This window comes from Rhodococcus sp. ACPA4 (genome assembly GCF_002300185.1).
Classification (GTDB): Bacteria; Actinomycetota; Actinomycetes; order Mycobacteriales; family Mycobacteriaceae; genus Rhodococcus_F; species Rhodococcus_F globerula.
This window is the reverse complement of the sequence record NZ_NSDY01000001.1, coordinates 2,294,653-2,317,478: the sequence shown is the minus strand read 5'-3', so window position 1 is coordinate 2,317,478 and position 22,826 is coordinate 2,294,653. Positions and strand designations below refer to the sequence as shown.

Annotated in this window: 3 protein-coding genes and 1 pseudogene; 2 read left to right on the top strand and 2 right to left on the bottom strand. The window is 62.0% G+C overall.

The features are described 5' to 3' along the window. Positions 1–121: 121 nt before the first annotated feature. A complete protein-coding gene (locus CJ178_RS10580; RefSeq protein ID WP_095886664.1) occupies positions 122–13,834 on the top strand; it encodes a non-ribosomal peptide synthetase in 13,713 nt (4,570 codons plus the stop codon). 298 nt (positions 13,835–14,132) lie between these two features. Beyond that, positions 14,133–19,844, top strand: a pseudogene (locus tag CJ178_RS10575) (amino acid adenylation domain-containing protein); the annotation flags it as partial. Between the two features lie 8 nt (positions 19,845–19,852). Here CJ178_RS10575 and CJ178_RS10570 read toward each other — a convergent pair. Beyond that, positions 19,853–21,538, bottom strand: a complete 1,686-nt coding sequence (locus tag CJ178_RS10570) for an amidase (protein WP_095886662.1) — start codon at positions 21,536–21,538, stop codon at positions 19,853–19,855. Between the two features lie 153 nt (positions 21,539–21,691). Further along, the gene (locus CJ178_RS10565; protein ID WP_045070840.1) at positions 21,692–22,744 is read right to left on the bottom strand and encodes an alpha/beta hydrolase; all 1,053 of its coding nucleotides are present in this window, start codon (positions 22,742–22,744) and stop codon (positions 21,692–21,694) included. Positions 22,745–22,826 lie beyond the last annotated feature (82 nt).

The window sequence follows — 22,826 nt, the reverse complement described above, 5'->3', positions numbered from 1 at the left end:
TATGCAGTATTTGCCCAGTGGGCGGCATCGGGACGGCACACACTGTGCCTTACCGGTGCCGCCGTGTGTTGTCAGTTCGTGCTGTTGTCGGCTCGTGCGCAGTCAGTTGGAGGAAGCCTAGATGTCCGTCGGAATACCTGGACCACAGTCGCTGACGATCGAGGATCTCCCGAGACTGATCGCAGCGGTTGCCGAGGTGGAACCGGGCCGGCGCGCACTTGCCCACGGCGATACGGATATCAGCTACGAACGTCTACACAGCGAGCTCACAACCCTCGACGCAGCGATGGGCGGCGCGTTGGGGGCCGACGCGCTCGTCCCTGTTGTCATCTCCACCGTGTTACCTGAGCTGATCGCATCCCAGGACGGCGGACTCGGCGGCGTCGTGGACGCGTTGATCGCCGACGCCACGTCTGTGGTTGCCGTCGACGAGCCGACCGTTGTCGAGACAACCCTGGTGAGTCTGTTCGACGAGCAGGTGTCGCGAACCCCCGATGCGATTGCACTCAGGTTCGGCGACACGTCGCTGACGTATGCCGAATTCGACGGCCGCGCCAATCAGCTCGCCCGCGAACTGGTCCGACGTGGGGTCGGGCCGGACACACTGGTCGGTCTCGGTATCCGGCGGTCCGTGGAACTGCTTGTGGCGATGTACGCGATCGTGAAGGCGGGCGGCGCGTACGTACCGCTCGATCCCGATCATCCAGCCGAACGCGTGGCCTACGTCCTCGATGTCGCGGCGCCGGTCCTGGTGCTGACGGTGTCCACTGACGAGCTGACCCTCCCGGATGGTGTTTCCGTCCTCGAGATGGACACGACCGATGTGTCGGTTCATTCCGCCGAGCCGCTCGCCGATACCGACCGGCGCTCACCGCTGCGCGCTGACAACCTCGCGTACGTCATCTTCACCTCCGGCTCGACCGGGCGTCCCAAGGGCGTCGGGGTTGCCCACGGTGCGATCGTCGCCAACCTCGTGTGGCGCCAGGACGAGTACGCCTTCACCGCCGCGGATGTAATCTTTCAGAAGACACCCTTCACGTTCGACGTGTCGGTGTGGGAGTTCTTCTGGCCGTTGCAGATCGGTGCATCGCTTGTCATCGCGGAGCCGGACGGACATCGTGATCCCGCGTATGTCGCCCGCACCATGATCGAGTACGGCGTCACGGTCGTTCACTTCGTGCCGTCGATGCTGGCCGTTTTTGTCGCCGAACCCACGGTTTCCGAGATCACCACTCTCCGTTACGTTTTTGCATCCGGTGAAGCGCTTCCGGCGCAGACGGCGGCGCGTCTGCGCGACGTCAGTTCGGCTGCGCTGCACAATCTTTACGGTCCGACCGAAGCTGCCGTCGACGTCACCTACTACGCCACCGGTGAACAGGACGAGGTGTCCGTTCCGATCGGCCGCGCGGTAGCCGGCACCGAACTGCTGGTGCTCGACGACGCTTTGCGAGCCGTTCCTCCCGGAGTTCCCGGTGAGTTGTACCTTGCCGGCGTCCAATTGGCGCGCGGCTACGTCGCCCGTCCTGATCTCTCGGCCGATCGGTTTGTTGCGCATCCCACCGAGGCCGGTGCTCGTATGTACCGGACCGGCGACCTCGTTCGTTGGCGCGGGCTTGGTGCTCAGCGACTCCTCGAGTACATCGGCCGCACCGACTTTCAGGTGAAACTGCGCGGGCTGCGCATCGAACTCGGCGAGATCGAATCCGCACTTCTCGACAACGCTGCAATCGCGCAGGCGGCTGTTCTCGTCCATTCCGACGCGACTCTTGGTGACAACCTCGTGGCGTACGTGGTTCCTGCGCTAGGTGTTTTACTCGACACCGACGCTCTTGCAGATGAATTGGGCGGGCGCCTACCGGACTACATGGTGCCGTCGCTGTTTGTCGAACTCGACGCATTTCCACTCAACGCCAGCGGCAAGCTGGACCGCAAGGCTCTGCCTGCGCCCGAGTTCACAGCGCAGGTTGTCGAATACCGCGCACCGAGCACCCCGGTCGAGAAGACGTTGGTCGCGATCTTTGCCGACTTGCTCGGCCGCGACGATCTCGGCATCGACGACGGATTCTTCGACCTCGGTGGTAACTCGCTCCTCGCAACCCGGGTCGTGGCACGCGCCAACGCCGAACTCGGCGTGGAACTCGACATGCGAGCTTTCTTCGATGCTCCGACCGTATCCGAATTAGCCTCTCTGGTAGTAGATTCGGCCGGAAGTGGTACCAGGGATCCGCTGGTTGCTCGAGAGCGTCCGGCACAGATACCGCTGTCGTTGGCGCAGCAGCGCATGTGGTTCCTCAACCGGTTCGATTCCGCGTCGGCCGTCGATCACATTCCAGTGGCACTCCGGCTGACCGGCGCCCTCGACGTCGAGGCACTACGCGCCGCGATCACCGATCTGGTCGAGCGCCATGAGAGCCTGCGCACCGTCTATCCCGAAATCGACGGCGTCGGATACCAGCAGGTTCTCGCCGCGTCGGACGTCGTGCTGGACCTGACCCCGGTTGTGGTCACGGAATCCGACCTGATCGACCGTGTCACTGCTGTTGTCACCGAGGGCTTCGACGTCACGACGCAGGTTCCGTTGCGGGCCCGCCTGTTCCACGTCGCAGACTCGGAATACGTCCTCGTCTTTGTGGTTCACCACATCAGCGGCGACGGTTTCTCGATGGGGCCGATGGTCCGCGACGTTGTGAGTGCCTACGCAGCTCGATCGCAGGGTTCAGCGCCCGATTTTGCTCCTTTGGGGGTCCAGTACGCGGACTTCACGCTGTGGCAGCGGTCCGTTCTCGGTGACGAGAGCGACCCGGAATCGTTGATTTCGCGGCAGATCGACTACTGGACGCATCAGTTGGCAGGGATGCCGGAACTGCTCGAACTTCCGACAGATCGCCCGCGCCCTGCTGTGGCAACCAACCGTGGTGCGTCGCACCAGTTCTCGATCGAGAAGAACTTGCTCGTCCGGCTCGAATCGTTGGCGCAGCAACACAAGGCTTCGGTCTTCATGGTGCTGCACAGTGCCATTGCCGTCCTGCTTGCCCGGTTGTCCGCTACATCGGATATCGCGATCGGTACGCCGGTCGCAGGTCGTGGCGATCGCGCTCTCGACGATGTGATCGGAATGTTCGTCAACACTCTGGTCCTGCGCACCGAGATCGACTCCGCGAGTTCGTTCGTGGACGTGCTGAAAGCCGCTCGCGCGACCGATCTTGATGCCTTCGGCCATACGGACGTTCCGTTCGAGCGCCTTGTCGAGGTCCTTGATCCCGCCCGCTCACAGGCGCACAACCCGCTCTTCCAGGTCATGCTGGCGTTTCAGAACCTCGGCCAGAGTGAACACGGCGCTACCGATATCGGCGGGTTGACGGTCACGGGCGTCGAACTCGAATCCGCGGTGGCCAAGTTCGACCTCCAGTTCACCGTCTGGGAAGACCCCGAGCACGGCGGGCTGTCGATCATGATCGATTACGCCACAGATCTTTTCGATCCGTCGGCCATCGATTCTGTTGCCTCACGTTTGGCGGCGCTCCTCGGCGTCGTCGCGGAAGATCCGGCCATCGTGGTCGGTGACATCGACCTGCTCACCGTCGACGAGCGCGAATTGGTGATCGGCACCTGGAATGCGACCGGCCACGAGGTGCCGGAGAAGACACTGGTCGACATGTTTGTCGAACAAGCGCATCGGACTCCGGACGCCACGGCACTCGTCTACGAGGACGAGCTGCTGACCTATCGCGATTTCTCGGCGCGTGTGCATCGACTCGCCCGGATGCTGGTGACGATGGGCGTCGGACCTGACACCTTGGTGGGCTTGGCAATCAGGCGGTCCATCGACTTGGTTGTCGCGATGTACGCGGTGATCGAAGCAGGCGGGGCCTATCTGCCGGTCGATCCCGATCAGCCCGCCGATCGCAACGAGTACGTTCTGGGGACGGCCGGACCGGTGTGCGTGCTGACCACCGATCGTGACGGTTTCACAGCGGGCACCACGGTTGTCTCGTTGGATTCGCTGGATACTTCCCAGTTCTCGGACGCAGCGCTTGTCGATACCGATCGGCTGGCGCCGCTGCGGCCGGACAACACGGCGTACGTGATCTTTACGTCCGGTTCGACCGGTAAGCCGAAGGGTGTTGCGGTATCGCATCGGGCGATCGTGAATCGCCTGGTGTGGATGCAGGCCGAGTACGGACTGGCCGGTGATGACGTGGTGTTGCAGAAGACGCCGTTCACGTTCGACGTGTCGGTGTGGGAGTTCTTCTGGCCGTTGCAGGTTGGTGCCCGGTTGGCTGTTGCCGAGCCGGACGGACACCGCGACCCCGCCTACCTCGCGTCCGCCATTTCGGAGTACGGCGTCACCACCGCTCACTTTGTTCCGTCGATGCTCGACGTGTTTGTCGGCGAACCCTCAGTGGCGGCGTGTACTTCTTTGACCCGGGTGTTCGCCTCCGGTGAGGCGTTGACACCACAGGTGGCGTCAACGCTGCGGACGGTTCTTCCCGCTGCGCGCTTGCATAACCTGTACGGTCCGACCGAGGCCGCGGTCGACGTGACGTACCACGAGGTCACCGAATCCGACGTCGCAAGTGTGCCGATCGGTGTGCCGGTGTGGAACACCCGGGCGCTGGTGCTCGACTCGCGGTTGCATCCGGTGCCGGTCGGAGTTGCGGGGGAGTTGTACCTCGCCGGTGTCCAGCTTGCACGCGGCTACCTGGCGCGGCCCGATCTGAGCGCCGATCGGTTTGTTGCGGATCCGTTCTCCGGTAACGGGCAGCGGCTTTATCGCACGGGTGACCTGGTGCGGTGGAACAGTTTTGGTGAGATTGAGTACATCGGTCGAACGGATTTCCAGGTCAAGCTGCGCGGACTGCGCATCGAACTCGGTGAAATCGAATCGGCTCTACGCGATCACCCCGCGGTATCCGCGGCGGTAGTACTGGTTCGCAGCGACCAGTTGGTGGCGTATCTGACGCCGGCAGCGGGCGTCAGCCTCGACTGGGACGATATCGCCGATGCGTTGTCGCAGCGGTTGCCCGCATACATGATTCCGGCCTCTCATGTGGTGCTCGACAGCTTCCCACTGGGCTCCTCGGGCAAGCTCGATCGTGCGCAGTTGCCGGATCCAGTGGCTCGTAGTGCCGAGTTCCAGGCGCCGGTCACGGGTGCCGAAATTGCTGTGGCTCAGGTCTTCTCGGACCTTCTGGCAGTCGAGAAGGTGGGATTGGGTGACAATTTCTTTGCCTTGGGGGGTAACTCCCTCATGGCAACTCAGGTTGTTGCGCGGCTGGGACAGAGGCTCGACACCACTGTCGGTGTGCGGACCCTGTTCGACGCACCGACCGTCGGGGCACTTGCTGCCCGTATCGATTCGGGAACCACCACGGCAGCGCGGCCTCCGCTCACCGCGCAGGTCCGGTCGGAGCGTGTGCCGCTCTCGCTCGCGCAGCAACGCATGTGGTTCCTGAACCGCTTCGAACCGGGATCGAATGTCGACAACATCCCAGCCGCACTTCGGCTGACCGGGACACTCGATGTCGACGCGCTCCAGGACGCTCTCGACGATCTGGTGCGTCGTCACGAGAGCTTGCGAACTATTTACCCCGAGATCGACGGCGTCGGTTACCAGCAGGTTCTCGAACCCGCTCGTCTGATCAATCTTGCGCCGATCGACGTGGATGCCGATGATGTGGTGGCTCAGGTCGCCGCTGTGGTGGCGCCCGGGTTCGACGTGACCACCGAAGTGCCCATTCGAGTTTCGCTCTTGCGGATCACCGATTCCGAGTTCGTTCTCGTATTTGTCGTCCATCACATCAGTGGTGACGGATTCTCGATGCTTCCGTTGGTTCGGGACGTCGTCGCGGCATACGGTGCGCGATCGGCCGGAGCGGCGCCGCAGTGGGAACCACTTCCGGTGCAGTTTGCCGATTTTGCTTTGTGGCAACGCGAAGTCCTGGGCAGCGAGAGCGATCCGGACTCGGTGATTTCCGGGCAGTTCGACTATTGGCGAACACAATTGGCCGGTGTTCCGGATCAACTCGAGTTGCCGACGGATCGGCCGCGGCCCCGAATTGCAACTAATCAGGGCGCCTACCACGACTTCTCGATTGATGCGGATCTGCTCGAGCGCTTGAACGCGGTCGCCCGGGCATCGAACGCCTCGCTGTTCATGGTTGTGCATTCTGCGCTTGCGTTGCTGCTCGCAAAGCTGTCGAGTTCCACCGACATCGTGATCGGCACTCCCGTTGCCGGACGCGGTGAGCAAGTGCTCGACAACGTCATCGGAATGTTCGTCAACACGTTGGTACTGCGAACCGATATCGATCCGGCGTCGACGGTCGCCGACCTGATCCACCGCGCCCGTGAAACCGATCTCGGCGCATTCGATCACGCGGACGTCCCGTTCGAGAGCCTTGTCGAGATCATCAACCCCGAACGGTCACAGGCCCGGAACCCGCTGTTCCAGGTCATGCTGACGATGCAGAACATTGGCGGCTCGAGTCCGGAGTCGGCAGCGATGAACGGTGTTGCGGTGTCCGCCGTGGACATCGAATCGCCCGTCGCAAAGTTCGATCTCCAGCTGACGGTGAGTGAATCGCCACAGGGCGGCCTTCTTGCGCAGTTCAACTATGCAACAGGCCTTTTCGACGCAGCAACCGTGGAACTGTTTGCGCAGCGTTACGTCACGATTCTGCGTGCCCTGGCGGATGATACTTCTGCTGTCATCGGCGACATCGACGTATCGAGTGCCGACGAGCGTCGGCGAGTGCTCGTCGAATGGAACTCGACCGAGCGTCGTGTTCCCGACTCCACCCTGGTAGATCTCTTCGACGCCCAGGTGTCGGCAACACCGGATGCGCCGGCACTCACCTTCGACGCTACGACGCTGACATACGCGGAATTCGACGCCCGGATCAATCGTCTTGCACGCCATTTGATCTCGATCGGTGTCGGTCCCGATGCCATGGTGGGATTGTCGATGCGACGATCGCTCGACCTGCTTGTCGCGATGTACGCGATAGTGAAGGCAGGCGGCGCGTACGTTCCGATCGATCCGGATCAGCCGACCGAACGTAACGAGTACGTTCTTTCGACCGCGGCTCCGATCTGTGTCCTCACGACCTCGCTGGACCAATTCGAGACGTCAGTCTGCCCGGTTGTTCAGGTCGACACGATCGACCTGTCCGCTCACTCGGACGCTGCGATCTCCGATGCCGATCGCCTGGCACCGCTGCGGCCGGACAACACGGCGTACGTGATCTTTACTTCCGGTTCGACCGGTAAGCCGAAGGGTGTTGCGGTTTCGCATCGGGCGATCGTGAATCGTCTGGTGTGGATGCAGGCCGAGTACGGGCTGACCGGCGATGATGTGGTGTTGCAGAAGACGCCTTTCACGTTCGACGTGTCGGTGTGGGAGTTCTTCTGGCCGTTGCAGGTTGGCGCTCGGTTGATCGTTGCTGCAGTGGACGGACACCGGGAACCGGCATACCTCGCAGCTGCTATCGCGGAACACGGCGTCACCACTGTCCACTTCGTGCCCTCGATGCTCGAACTGTTTGTCGCAGAACCCGCAGTTCGCGGAGCGGATGCTCTGCGTCGGGTATTCGCCTCGGGCGAAGCACTGCCGCCGCAGGTTGCGCAGGAACTGTGCACACTCCTTCCGCAGGCTCGACTGCACAATCTGTACGGGCCTACCGAAGCGGCAGTCGATGTCACGTTCCACGAGGTCACGCCATCGGATTCCGAGATCGTCCCGATCGGATCGCCGGTCTGGAACACCCGTGTCCTGGTGTTGGATTCGCGTCTGCGCCCGGTGCCGGTGGGTGTCTCGGGTGAGCTGTACCTGGCGGGTGTCCAGTTGGCGCGCGGTTACGTCGGTCGGCCGGACCTCACGGCAGATCGTTTTGTCGCAGATCCGTACGGGCCTTCCGGCAGCCGCCTGTATCGCACGGGGGATTTGGTGCGGTGGAAACGGTCGAGCGGAGCGAGGGGGGATGATTCCAGCGTTGGTGGTCTCGAATACATCGGGCGGACCGACTTCCAGGTCAAACTTCGCGGATTGCGGATCGAACTGGGCGAGATCGAGGCAGCATTGCGCGATCAGCCGTCCGTTGCGTCGGCTGCGGTGGCAGTGCGCAACGAACAATTGGTTGCCTACGTTGTGGGATACGCCGGCGCGGTAGTGGACTGGGCATCGGTCGAGGCAGCACTGGCCGCACGACTGCCCGGCTACATGGTCCCGACGGCGCACGTTGTGCTCGAGGCATTCCCGCTGGGCACGTCCGGCAAGCTGGATCGAAAGCAGTTGCCCGATCCTGTTGCTCAGATCGCTGCCTTCCGTGAGCCACGGAGCGTGGCGGAGCTTGCGGTCGCGCGGATTTTCTCCGACCTGCTCGGCATCGAGCAGGTTGGCCTCGACGATGATTTCTTCTCGCTCGGCGGCAACTCGCTCATCGCGACTCAGGTCGTTGCGCGACTCGGCGAGGCGCTCGACACGACGGTTCCTGTTCGCCTGCTGTTCGACGCGTCCAGTGTGGAATCCTTTGCCTCGCTTATCGACTCGCAATCCGGTAAGGGCGCCCGCCCGCCGCTGGTGGCGCAGGAACGACCGGATCGTGTTCCGTTGTCGATTGCGCAGCAACGCATGTGGTTCCTCAACCGGTTCGACGCGTCCTCGGGTGTGGACAACATCCCGGTGGCCATCAGGCTGACCGGAGAGCTGGACATTGCGGCGATGCAGGCTGCGCTGGTGGACGTGTTCGAACGTCATGAGATTCTGCGAACGGTGTATCCCGAGATCGACGGCGTCGGTTATCAGCAACTGGTGGATGTGGACCGGATGGTTCCGGATCTGACGCCGGTTCGCATTCACGAATCCGTGGTTATCGATCGAGTTGCAGGCGTGATCCTTCCCGGATTCGACGTCACTCACGAGGCGTCGGTTCGAGCGCGATTGTTCGATTTGAGCCAGTCCGAGTACGTCCTCGTTTTTGTGATCCATCACATCAGCGGTGACGGCTTCTCGATGGGCCCGCTGATCCGCGACTTCGTCTCCGCGTATGTTGCACGGTCGCAAGGGCAGTCGCCGCAGTGGCAACCATTGCCGGTGCAGTACGCCGACTTTGCGTTGTGGCAGCGGCAGATCCTCGGCAGCGAGGACGATCCCGAATCGGTTATCTCCGAGCAGGTCACGTACTGGCAGGAACGCTTGGCCGGCATTCCGGACCAGTTGGATCTGCCGACGGATCGTCCGCGGCCGCGCATCGAATCGCACCGCGGAGCCGGATACGATTTCTCGATCGATGCCGAGCTCCGGGCGGGTCTCGATCGAGTGGCCCGTGAGGTCAATGCATCGCTCTTCATGGTGGTGCACAGCGCCCTGGCGGTCGTGCTCGCGAGGTTGTCCGGGACATCGGACATCGTGATCGGTACCCCGGCCGCCGGCCGTGGTGAACGTGCTCTCGACGATCTGATCGGTATGTTCGTCAATACCCTGGTGCTTCGCGCCGAGGTCGACCCCGAATCGTCGTTCGCAGACTTGGTCAGACATGTCCGGGAATCGGATCTCGGCGCGTTCTCGCACGCGGACGTCCCCTTCGAACGGCTCGTCGAGATTCTCAACCCCGAGCGATCTCAGGCCAGGCATGCGTTGTTCCAGGTCGGTCTGGCGTTCCAGAACCTGCAGCGATCGGTTCTGCAGTTGCAGGATCTGGACGTTGCCGACTTCGCGTTGCCGGACCTGCTGGCAAAGGTCGACCTGCAACTGACCTTGATCGAGTCCGAGTCGTCAGGCAACGGAGGACTGACTGCCCAGTTCACATACGCGACCGACCTGTTCGACGAGTCGACAATCGCATCCCTCGCGAACCGATTCCTCCGCGTTCTTAATGCTGCAGTAGTCGACTCGGCGCAGGTGGTCGGCGACATCGATATCATCGAAACATCCGAACACGCACAGATTCTCGACTGGTCACGGGGCAGTGACGAGGACCGGCTCGACGCGTCACCGATGACGTTGTTCGCGCAGTACGTCGACACCGATCCGTCGGCGTGCGCAGTGGTCGCCGGTGACGTCGAATTGTCCTACGGGGACCTCGATGCACTGTCCTCGGTCGCGGCCGCTCAACTCGTCGTCGCCGGCGTCCGTCCGGACGACGTTGTCGGCTTGATCCTGCCGAGGTCCTGGCAGTGGGTCGTAGCGATGGTGGCTGTGTGGAAAGCCGGTGCCGGCTATCTTCCGATCGACCCTGCTCTTCCGGAAGAACGGGTGAGCGCACTGCTCACCGATATCGCGGCACGGTGTGTGGTGGCGATCGAGACGCCCGACCTCGATCTCCCAGTGGTGCTGATCGGTGACGAGCACGTGGTCGCTGCCGACGCACCGGGTTGGGTCGATCGTTGGCGTGAGGACGGCGCGGATGCCCGAGTCGGCTACGTCATTTCGACGTCCGGTTCGACCGGGCGACCGAAGCCGACCGTCGTTCCGATGGCAGGTATAGCGAATACCGTTGCGTGGTATAACTCTTCGCTGCCAGCACGCGCCGGGGTTGCAGTGGCGTCGTCACCGAGTTTCGACCTCACGCAGAAGAACGTGTGGGGACCACTGACGAGTGGTGGAAGTGTGCACCTCGCACCCGCCGGCTTCGACCCGAGTGAGATCCTTCGTGTCATCGCAGACGAGCGAGTCACGACGGCAAACATGTCACCCAGTGCTTTCGACGCTCTGATCGATTCCGACGAAGACGACGTGCTGGCAACCCTCGAGGTGGTGTTCCTCGGCGGAGAGCCGATACAGATCAGCCGTCTGGGGCACCTGCTTTCGCGCGGAGTTCGAATCGTGAACAGCTACGGTCCCACCGAAGCGTCGGATGTGGTGTCGTTCCAACAGGCGACGGCAGCGGACACGCTTGGTGTTCCGATCGGCTCATCGGTGCCGAACATCGATCTCTATGTGCTGGATTCACGGTTGGGTCTCGTTCCGTCCGGAGTTGTCGGCGAGCTGTACGTCGGTGGTATCGGAGTCGGCCGTGGTTACGGCAACCGGTACGACCTGACGGCAGAACGGTTTGTTGCCAACCCCTTCGGGGCGGCCGGCGAGCGCATGTATCGAACCGGCGACCTCGTGCGCCGCAACACGGCCGGTGAGCTCGAGTACATCGGGCGCACGGACTTCCAGGTCAAGATCCGCGGTTTACGCATCGAGCTCGGTGAGATCGAATCTGCCTTGAACGCTGTGGATTCCGTCGGGACCGCCGTCGTCACAGTCCACGCTGATTCGGCGGTGGGCGACCGGTTGGTTGCCTATGTCGTTGGCGTCCCAGGCGCTGTGATCGTTCCGGAAATCCTGCGGGACGCTGTAGCGCAGCGTCTACCGGAGTACATGGTTCCGTCGGCGTTCATCGTCCTGGACTCGGTGCCGCTCAACGCGAACGGAAAGATCGACCGTCGGAGCCTGCCCGACCCGGTGTTCGACACGGCGCAGTACCGCGAACCGCTCACCGTTGTCGAGAAGGCAGTTGCAGTTGTTTTTGCCGATCTTCTCGGCGTAGACCGAGTCGGACTCGACGACGATTTCTTTGCACTCGGCGGAAACTCGCTAATCGCGACGCGGCTCGCGGCCCGTCTCGGTCAGGCGCTCGATACCACCGTTCCGGTTCGGATGCTGTTCGACGCCACGACAGTTGAAGCACTGGCCCTGGCCATTGCGGCATCGGTAGGGTCGGGTCGACGAAAGTCGCTCGAAGCCGCCGAACGCCCGGACCGGTTGCCACTGTCACTGGCGCAGCAGCGGATGTGGCTTGTCAACCAGATGGACACGGCCGCAGGGACGTACAACATTCCGATGGCGCTGCGGTTGACCGGCGACCTCGACGTCGACGCATTGCGGGCAGCTCTGCGCGATGTCACCGATCGGCACGAGTCGCTCCGGACGTTCTATCCGGCAGACGACAACGGACCAACACAACGGATTCTCGACGTCGACGAGGCGCCGCAGTGCGCCGTCGTTGCCGTTGCGGACGCATCCGAGTTGTACTCGCGCGTCGCCGCTGTGATGTCGACGGGCTTCGACGTCTCCACAGAAGTACCTGTGCGGATGGAACTTCTGCACTGCGGGACCGGCGAGTACGTCTTTGCGCTTGTTGCACACCACATTGCCGCCGACGGTGAGTCGATGGCGCCGTTGGCGCGCGACATGATGATCGCGTACGAAGCCCGGACCAGAGGCAGCATTCCCGGATGGAGTCCGTTGACCGTGCAGTACGCGGACTTCGCGCTGTGGCAGCGTGACGTCGTGGGCACGGCCGACGAGGTCGGTAGTGTCGCTGCCGCTCAACTCGAGTACTGGCGGGGCAAGCTTGCTTCGCTTCCCGCGATGGCCGGACTTCCGACGGATCGCCCACGTCCGAGTGCGGTGTCACCGGCAGCGGGTGCCGTCGAGTTCACCGTGAGTGAGCAGATCCACGCCCGGTTGGTAGAGATCGCCCGCGAACGGAATGCGACTGCCTTCATGGCAGTGCACGCCGCACTGGCCGTATTGGTTGCTCGCGTCGGGGCAACCAATGACTTTGCGATCGGTACCGCCGTAGGTGGGCGAGGGGAGCGTGCGCTCGACGATCTGGTCGGAATGTTCGTGAACACGCTCGCCTTGCGGACTCAGGTAGATACTGCAGCAAGTTTCGACGATCTGGTAGTTGCCGTGCGCGACGTGGATCTGGAGGCCTTCGGGAAGTCCGACCTCCCGTTCGAAGAAGTGGCCGAAGCGCTGGGTGCCTCGGCCGACGGACTCTTCCAGATCATCTTGTCGCTGGAACCCGCTGGCGGAGCCGAGTTCTCGCTGCCGGACTTGACGATCAGCGGAGTCGATTCACCTGTGGCGACCACGAAGTTCGACATGCAACTGACGCTCAGTAGCGCCGCGGACGGATACGGACTCTCCGGCGTCTGGATCTACTCGACTGATCTGTTCGACCAGGGAACCGTCGAATCGTTCGTGGAGCGGTTTGTTCGCGTACTCGAACAGGTCACCGACAACCCATCGAGGCCGGTCGGCGACATCGAATTGCTCACCGCAGCAGAGAAAGACGAGGCTCTCGGCGCTGCAGTTCAGTCCAGCGCTCCGAGTGGATCGAGCGCGGCCCTCCTGCCCCAACTGCTGGCGTCGACAGTCGAGGCTGACCCCGAAGCTCCCGCCGTTGTGGTCGGCGACGAGGAAATCGACTATGCCGCAGTCGATTCACGTTCCTCGCAGCTTGCGCGTCTGCTCATCGACGGTGGCGTCGGTCCAGGAGACTTCGTGAGCCTCTCCGGCGTATCGGGAGCAGGCGAAGTAGTGGCGTGCTGGGCAATTGTCAAGACCGGGGCAGCGATTGCAGTCGGGCAGGCCGGAGAGATTCCGGACTCTGTCGTGACGATCACGCCGGAAACACTCGACGCTGCGGTCGCACAACCCGCGCGTGCGATCAATTACACCGACCGCATTCGCCCGCTCACCGCGGACGACGCCGCATTCCAGGTGTTCGGAGACGGAGCCTGGGAGCAGACGTACGGGGAACTCACCGCAACCCTGTCGACCTGGAGCGAGAAGTACGCGGTTGATGTCGAGTCGCGAGTGCTGCAGACCGGCTCGATCGACGCGAGCGGACGGGTGCCCGCGATTCTGCTCGCTGCATCGGCGGGTGCTGCGTGGGTGGTGGCAGGTAGTGACATCGAATCGCTCGACGACCTGCTGGCCGACGAGTGGGTGACACACGCGGTGCTGTCGGTGGATGACGCTGCAAGCATCGATCGCAGCGAACTGCCGGATCTCGAACACGTCCTCGAGGAGCACAGCCCGCGCTCGTGGTGACCTCACGTACCGCGAGTGGTGGAACTCATATCCACTCGCGGTACGCGGCGCTCGGCAACTCCGCGGCTGTAACAATGGCACTCGGTTGCCGATGCATTGTGGGGAGCCGCAACGGGCGAGATGACCGTGAAAACAAGTATTACGCGAAGGTGAGTTGTCTGATGGCGCAAGGGGCCGACGTACATGCTGATCGATCATCGGACGTGATCGCATGAGCGCGGACGATCTGACCCCCGCAAAGACACGCGGAAGCCGCAAACCCCGTCCCACCCGTACTCGCCGCGTTCGAGTGCCCTTGCTGCCGCAGCTACTGGCGGCTGCCGTCGATATCGACCCAGGCGCCGTCGCCATCCGCTTCGACGGTCGTTCCGTCACCTACGCCGAGCTGGATGCCGCGTCGTCGCAGCTGGCGCGTCTCCTCATTGCTCACGGAGTGGGACCGGAAGATCGGGTAGCGATCTCCATCCCACGCTCCGTCGAGTCGGTGTGCGCACTGTGGGCCGTCGCGAAGACCGGGGCCGCATTTGTACCGGTTGATCCCAACTACCCGGCCGACCGCGCCTTGCACATGCTTGTCGATTCCGGCGTCTCGATCGGCTTGACGGTAGGCGCTGTCGCCGACGGACTGCCGGCGAGTCTTCAGTGGTGGGAACTCGACAACGCCGAGTTCCTGGCAAAGGCGGCCGAACTTCCTGCCGAACCGGTGTCGTACACCGAACGTGTCGGAACTTTGCGTGCGGAGCATCCCGCCTACGTGATCTACACCTCGGGTTCGACCGGTCGACCCAAGGGCGTTGTCGTCACGCATGGAGGCATTGCGAACCTGTGTGCCGAGCAGATCGAGCGCTACGGTCTCACTTCTGCATCCCGAACCCTGCACTTTGCATCGCCCAGCTTCGATGCCTCCGTTCTGGAATTGCTCCTCGCATTCGGCACCGGTTCCACGATGGTGATCGCACGCCCCGATGTGTACGGCGGCGACGAGCTCGCCGAACTGCTCACCGAAGAAAAGATCACCCACGCGTTCATGACTCCTGCTGCACTGGGATCGCTCTCTGCGGAGGGTGATTTCGACACGCTCGACGTTGTTGTCGTGGGCGGCGAAGCATGTTCGCCCGCACTGGTGACTCAGTGGGCGCCCGGACGAAAATTCTTCAACGCGTACGGCCCCACCGAAACCACCGTCGTCGCATCGATTGCCGAACTGACGGTCGACAGTCCGGTCACGATCGGCGGCCCGGTGCGCGGCGTCGGACTCTACGTTCTCGACTCCCGCCTGCAGCCGGTGGCGACCGGCACTGCCGGCGAATTGTATGTTTCCGGAACACATCTCGCCCGTGGGTACAACCAGCTTCCCGCGACAACCGCAGCAAGTTTTGTGGCAAACCCGTTCGCGGACACGGGCGAACGTCTGTACCGCACCGGCGACACCGTTCGCTGGATCAAGGCCGGCGACGACCAACGCAGTCTCGAATACCTCGGCCGCGGTGACTCTCAGGTCAAGATTCGCGGATTCCGCATCGAACTCGGTGAGATCGACGCAGTTCTCGCCGCGGTGCCCGGCGTCGAATTTGTGGCGACACTTCCTCGGAGTGGGCCGACGGGTGAACCAGCATTGGTGTCGTATGTAAAGGCCGGAAACACGCTCGACGCTGAGGCATTGACAGTCCACGCACGCGGCGCACTGCCTCGGCACATGGTCCCGGCCGCAATGGTGATGCTCGAAGATATTCCGCTGACCCCGGTCGGCAAGCTCGACGTCGACGCATTGCCGGCGCCCACATTCGAATCGCGCTCGTACCAAGCGCCATCCACGCCTGCCCAGAAGCTTGTGGCCGACGCGATTGCCGATCTGCTCGGCCTCGAACAGGTCGGCGCTTCGGATGATTTCTTCGAATTGGGTGGCAACTCCCTGATCGCCGCCAAGCTGGCCGGTCGTCTGGGCGCAGCGTTCGATACCCGCGTTCAGGTGAAGACTCTGTTCGAAGCGTCTACCGTCGAAGCGCTCGCCGCTCGCATCGAAGCCGAGACGGAAACGATCGGGCATGTGGCCTTGGCGCCGATGGTTCGTCCTGATCGTGTGCCATTGTCTCTTGCACAACAGCGCATGTGGTTCCTGAGTCGGTTCGACGCGGAATCTGCAGTGAACAATATTCCGATCGTTTTGCGACTGTCTGGTGAACTGGACGTGAGTGCGCTTGCGCGCGCTGTTGAGGATGTTGTCGCTCGGCACGAGGTGCTGCGGACTGTGTATCCGGAGTTCGGTGGTATCGGCTATCAGGACGTTCTCGAAGTGTCCACGGCAGATATCGATCTGGATCCTCGGGATCTCGACGAGTCGGAGTTGCTTGCAGCTTTGGCGCCGCTGGTGACCGTTGGGTTCGACGTTTCCGTTGCCGTCCCACTTCGGGTTCGCCTGTTCCGTACCAGCCCAAGTGAATTCGTTCTCGCAATGGTGGTTCACCATATCTCTGCCGACGGTGTTTCGGTGGGTCCTCTGGTGCGTGATGTTGCATTGGCCTATCTTGCCCGGGCGCAGGGCGGCGCGCCGGCGTGGTCGCCGCTTGCGGTGCAATACGCAGATTTTGCGTTGTGGCAGCATGAGGTTTTGGGGGTCGATTCTGATCCGGCGTCGTTGATGTCGGAGCAATTGCGTTATTGGAGTGAGAATCTCGCGGGGTTGCCGGAGAAGATCGATCTGCCGTTCGATCGGAAGCGCCCGGCGGTTGCGTCGACGCGTGGCGCGGTGCATCGTTTCGATATCGACGGTGAGTTGCACAGGGCTCTGGAGCAATTGGCGTTGGATCGTGGTGTTTCGCTGTTCATGGTTGTGCATGCGGCCCTTGCGGTGCTGCTTGCGCGGATGGCGTCGACTGACGACGTGGTTATCGGTTCGCCGATTTCCGGTCGGGGGGAACCTGCGCTCGATGATCTGATCGGGATGTTTGTCAATACGCTGGTGTTGCGCACGCCGGTGACGTCGAACGTATCGTTTGCCGATCTTCTCGATCAGGTTCGTGAAACCGATTTGGGTGCATTTGCCAATGCGGACTTGCCTTTCGAGCGTTTGGTGGAGGTTCTCGATCCGGCCCGTTCGCAGGCGCATCATCCGTTGTTCCAGGTTGCGTTGTTCTTCCAGAACATGGCAGGTGACGCTCTGGAGTTGCCTGACCTGCGAGTCTCGGAGTTCGATGCGGGAATCGATATCGCAAAATTCGACCTTCAGCTGACGGCATCGCCGGTTGAAGACGAGGCCGGCGTCGGTACCGGCATGGTGATGTCGTGGCTCTACGCCACAGATCTTTTCGACGCCGCTACTGTTGGCGGGCTAGCCGAGCGCCTGACCGTCATTCTCCGTGCGATGGTCACGAATCCGGGAACTGCTGTCGGTGACGTGGAACTGTTGTCCACCAAGGAAATACAGAACACCATCGAATACTTCAACGACACGTCTCGTCCGGTTGTGGGTGGGTTGTTGTTGGATGGTTTTGATTCTGTGGTGGGGGTTTCTTCGGGTTCGCGTGCGGTGGTGTGTGGGGATGAGGTGCTTTCGTATGGGGAGTTCGATGAGAGGGTTAATAGGTTTGCGCGTTATTTGATCGGTTTGGGTGTTGGGCCGGAGTCGTTGGTGGGGTTGGCTGTTCGGCGGTCGGTTGATTTGTTGGTTGGTTTGTATGCGATTGTGCGTGCGGGTGGGGCGTGGGTGCCGTTGGATCCTGATGCTCCGTCCTCGCGTAATGAGTATGTGTTGGATTCGGCTGATCCGGTGTGTGTGGTGTCGACGGAGCGTGATGGTTTCACGGCGTCGGGTCGTCGGGTTGTGTGTGTCGATGTTGTTGATGTGTCTGGTTTTTCGGGTGCGCGGGTTTCTGATGTGGATCGGTTGTCGCCGTTGCGGGCGTCGAATACGGCGTATGTGATTTTCACGTCGGGGTCGACGGGTCGGCCGAAGGGTGTGGCGGTCTCGCATGCGGCGATTGTGAATCAGCTCGAGTTCATGCAGGGCGAGTATGTTTTGTCGGCTGCGGATGTGTATTTGCAGAAGACGGCGACGACGTTCGATGTGTCGTTGTGGGGTTTTTTCATGCCGTTGCGGGTGGGTGCGGTGTTGGTGTTGGCGTCGGCTGATGGTCATCGGGATCCGGGGTATTTGGCGTCGGTGATTGACGAGCAGGGTGTGTCGGTGACGGATTTTGTTCCGACGATGTTGTCGACGTTTTCGTCGTTGGTGGATCCGGGGTTGTTGGGTTCGTTGCGTGATGTGTTGGTGATCGGTGAGGCGTTGCCGGTGGAGGCGGTGCGTGAGTTCGGGTTGGTGTCGTCGGCGCGGTTGCATAATTTGTATGGTCCGACTGAGGCTGCGGTGTCGTTTACGTTTGCGGATGTGACGGCTGCTGGGTCGGGGTCGGTGGTGTCGATTGGTGTGCCGGAGTGGAATTGCCGGGTGTTTGTGTTGGATTCGCGCCTTCGGCCGGTTGCGGTGGGTGTTGCGGGTGAGTTGTATTTGTCGGGTGTGCAGTTGGCTCGGGGGTATGTGGGTCGTCCGGATTTGAGTGCGGATCGGTTTGTGGCGTCGCCGTTCGGTGTGGGTGGGGAGCGGATGTATCGGACGGGTGACCTTGTGAGGTGGTCGTCTGAGGGGGATCTGGAGTACATCGGTCGTACTGATTTTCAGGTGAAGTTTCGTGGTCAGCGGATCGAGTTGGGGGAGATCGAGGCGGCGTTGGTGTCGCATGGGTCGGTGTTGTCGGCTGCGGTGGTGGTGCGTGGGTCGGTGATGGGTGATCAGTTGGTGGGGTATGTGGTGCCGGCGGTGGGGTCGGTTGTGGATGTGTCGGTGTTGCGGGGGTTTGTGGGGGAGCGGGTTCCGGGTTATATGGTTCCGGCTGCTGTGGTGGTGTTGGATGCGTTTCCACTTAATTCGTCGGGGAAGTTGGATCGGGCGTTGTTGCCGGAGCCGGTGTTCGAGGCTCGGGTGTTTCGGGCTCCGGTGTCGTCGGTGGAGTTGGTGGTGGCGTCGGCGTTTGTGGGTGTGTTGGGTGTTGATCGGGTGGGGTTGGATGATGATTTCTTCGAGTTGGGTGGCAACTCCCTCATCGCGATGAAGTTGGCGTCCGAACTGAGTGCATCTGTTGGTGCCGACGTCCCCGTGCGCATGCTGTTCGGTGCATCGACAGTTGAATCCCTCTCTGCCCGAATCGAAGACACACTTCGTGGCAGCGCGCCGTCGTCGAGTCAGGCGCTCGATGTTCTATTGCCGATCCGGGAAGCTGGATCGTCGGTACCGGTATTCTTCATCCACCCGATGAGCGGGCTGGCATGGAAAGCCTCCGGCCTGGTTCCTCACCTCGACGCACGGACGCCGCTCTACGGTCTGCAGGCACCGGTGATGACGGAATCGTGGCCTCTGCCCACGTCGGTCGACGCATTAGCCGAGCGGTACGTTCGCGAGATGCTGAGTGTGAATCCGAGCGGCCCGTTCCACATCGTCGGCTACTCGCTCGGCGGGTTCATCGGACACGCGTGTGCAGTTCTATTGCGCTCGAAGGGGTTCGACGTGAAGCTGGCAATGATCGATCCTCGCGGCACTACCGAAGTCGGGGAAAACCAGGCCCGGGACAACGTCTCCGAACTGGCCGCGGGATGGGGGGTCGACGTCGGGGACACCCTGGATCTCAGTGCGTTGGGTCGGGAAGAGATCCTCGCTCTCGGTCGGTCACTCGATTCCCTGTCGTTCCTCTCCGACGATCAACTCGGGTCTCTGTACGATTTTGCGATCTCAGCGGCCTCGATGATCGACGGATACGAGCCGAGCGTCTTCGACGGTGACGCTGTACTTCTCAGCGCCACCGTGGGAGTCGGTTCGACAATCGAACTTGCCGAGGCCTGGAAGCCCTATGTCAACGGAACTTTGACTGAGACAACAGTCGAGAGTTCGCATCACTCGATGATGGAAACCGATCAGCTCGAGCTGATCGGTCCACGATTGGCGGCGTTCTTCAGGAGCTGATCGGAGCGTTAAGAGGACGTCGGCACAAATCTGAACGAGAAGCCGACGTTCTGCGTGTTTGTCGGGTCAGGTCCCGGGCCAGGTTGGGCAATAACCGACGTCGGTATCTGCCTGGCATTTTGGGTCAGAGGTGGCGCTTCCTGCCAAAAAGGCTGGGCAGCTTGGAGTTCCAGCGCAATCTGAATGAGACCGGCTTCGTCCCACATGCGACCACCGAGTTGGACTCCGAACGGAAGTCCGGTCTCCTTCGACCTTCCGGCCGGCGTAGTGACAACCGGAGCGCCTGTGTAGTTGGCCCAGGCGACGTCGGCGGTGACTCCGTCGAACAGTGCGATGCCTGCGACCTCAGAACGCTTACTGCCGTCCACACTGGCGCCTGGTACGAGAATGGCGTCGAGATTCTGCTCGGAGAGCATGCGGTTGTAGTCGTGTTGGTAGCGAAGCCTGTTGTGCGCCAACGTCATGTAGTCGGCGACTGGAACCGCCATCGATGCAAGGGCCTGCCCGACGAAGAGTGCTCGCTCCGGTTTGTACAGTCCGATCCGGTCGGAGAACTGCTGGTGATAATGGCCGGCCTCGGCCATATCTCCGGTCAGTAGTCCTGTCGGATAGGTCGGCATCGTCACGTCGACTAGGGTGCCCCCGAGTGCGACGACGGTGTCGGTGAACGCGGCGAACAGTGTGCCCAACGACGCCGGCAATTTGTCGACACCTTTACGGGGGATGCCGAATCGGCGGCCGGCGAGCGGTGACTGTCCACCCTGAGCTGCCAAGGGGTACCCGTCAGCCGGAACCGGGGGACCGGCAGACGTAGTTGGATCGTTGACGTCGACGCCGGCCATGTAACTGAGCAGCAAGGACGCATCGGCCGCACTTCGGGCCATAGGGCCGGTATGGTCACGCGTCCAGTTGAGGGGGATCGTTCCGTACGTGCTGCAACGTCCGAAAGTCGGCTTGACAGAGGTGATTCCCGTTGCGCTTGCCGGCAAGCGGAGCGATCCGCCAGTGTCGGTTCCAGTTGCCAGCGGACTGAAGCGGGCGGCCAGGACTGCAGCACTGCCGCCCGACGACCCACCCGGTGAGAACTCGGCATTCCAGGGGTTGCCCACTTGTGCCGTCGCCACACCGATGGCGAACTCGTCGCAGTGCGCGTGACCCATCAACACCATGCCCGCGTCACTCAGGCGGCGCCATACGGTCGAGTCACCCGCGGCGATGTTCCCTTCGAGGACGCGACTCGAGGCTGTGACCGGTAATCCCGATACCGCAAACATATCTTTCAGAGCGATCGGCAACCCACAGACCAGTGGTGGCGCTTCACCATCGCTCGTCCGCCCTGCGGTCGAGAGTCGTTGCGCTGCCTTCTCGGCGGCAGCGTACGCGACCTCCGGATAGATCCGGATCCATGAACCGATTCCACCGTCGTACTCGTGACTGCGTGTCAAGCACGCGTCGAGTAGCTCGCGTGGATGAAGGATGCCTTCCTGGAGCAGACTCGCGGCTTCGGTAGCGCTGAGCAGTGCAGGGTCGGTCGCGTCAATTGTGCTCGGGGCCGGCAATTGACTGTGTCGAGACGCCGAACGAATCGGCGTGGCTGCTGCAGGTTGTACGGCAGCGCCAACTGCAGTGGCACCGGCTACTCCGAGTGCAGTTGCGGCGCCGAGGAAACCACGTCGGGAAATGCCTGTGTTCACAAGAGATGCCTTCGAAAGTGTTGCTGGGGATGATCAGGAGATTTTGTCAGGTCAGGTAAGCGGAACCGCACCTGACGACAAAGGCCACCTGCTCGGACACTCCACAACGGGAGTGTCGCGAGCAGGTGGCCTTCGAGGTGAATCAGGGGCAAATCAGATTCCGAGCGAACCGGCGATGAACGGCCACGACTTGTGGAGATCGTCCTGCCAGTAACCCCACGAGTGGGTGCCCGTCGGGCGGAAGTCGACCACGGCGGGAATGTTCAGCTCGTACAGGCGCTTGGCCATGTTGGAGGTGCACAGGTTGGTAGCAGCTTCGATGACGCCGCCGACGATGATCTGGTTCTCCAGGTTTGCGCGTCCGTCATTCATGCGAGGGTTGAGGCTCGTGTCGTTCGGGAAGCCGGGAAGACCGTTGCCGGTGCTCATGTAGATCGGAGTTCCGCGGAGTTTTTCGGCGTTGACCAGCGGATCGTGATCGCGCCAGCCCTGACCGTCGAGCGGACCCCACATGTTGGTGACGTCGTCGACTCCACCGATCCATTCGGTGGTGATCCTGACGAACTGCTGGCCGAGCGGGTCACTGGTCTGAGCGCAGCCACTGTACGCGGCAACCGAGTTGTACAGTCCGGGATGCTCGATAGCGAGGTTCAGAACAGACGTACCGGACATCGAGATGGCGGACAATGCCTGCTCCCCGTTGCTGCCCAGTTCCTTGTTCAGGAGTGGCGGCAGTTCCTCGCCGAGGAAGGTCGACCACTTGTTGCGCCCGGCCTTCGGGTCGTCCTGCTCCCAATCGGTGTAGTAGGAGAGGCGTCCGCCCACCGGCGTCGCGACATTGACGTTCTTGTCGCTGAAGAAGTCGACGACGTCGGTCTGACGCTGCCAGGTCGCGGAGTCTTCGCCACCGCCTGCGCCGTTCAAGAGGTAGAGAATAGGACGTGGTTCGGAATTATCGGCCGGGGTGATGACCTGAATGGGCACCATCTTGTCCATCGACGCAGCGTAGACATTGACGACGAGTTGCCGATCATTGATCTTCTGCACGGACTTGACGTACGAACCGTTCGCGGCCACGTCGGATGCGGAATTGCCCGAGTTGTCGGGAGCGGCTTGTGCAATACCGGCGGTGAACAATGAGCAGGCGATTGCCAGAACTCCGACATGTGTGGCGCGACGCCAGGCTGGTTTCGTGTTTCGCGTCAAGACTTCTTACCTCTCGGTTGAAACGGTTCTCGGAAAAGCGGCGGTCTTTGCTTCCCGATTGGATATGTCGACCCGACGGTCG

Excerpts from the sequence above, each read along its gene's own strand:
- CJ178_RS10580 (WP_095886664.1), top strand. The coding sequence starts at position 122 with ATGTCCGTCGGAATACCTGGACCACAGTCGCTGACGATCGAGGATCTC.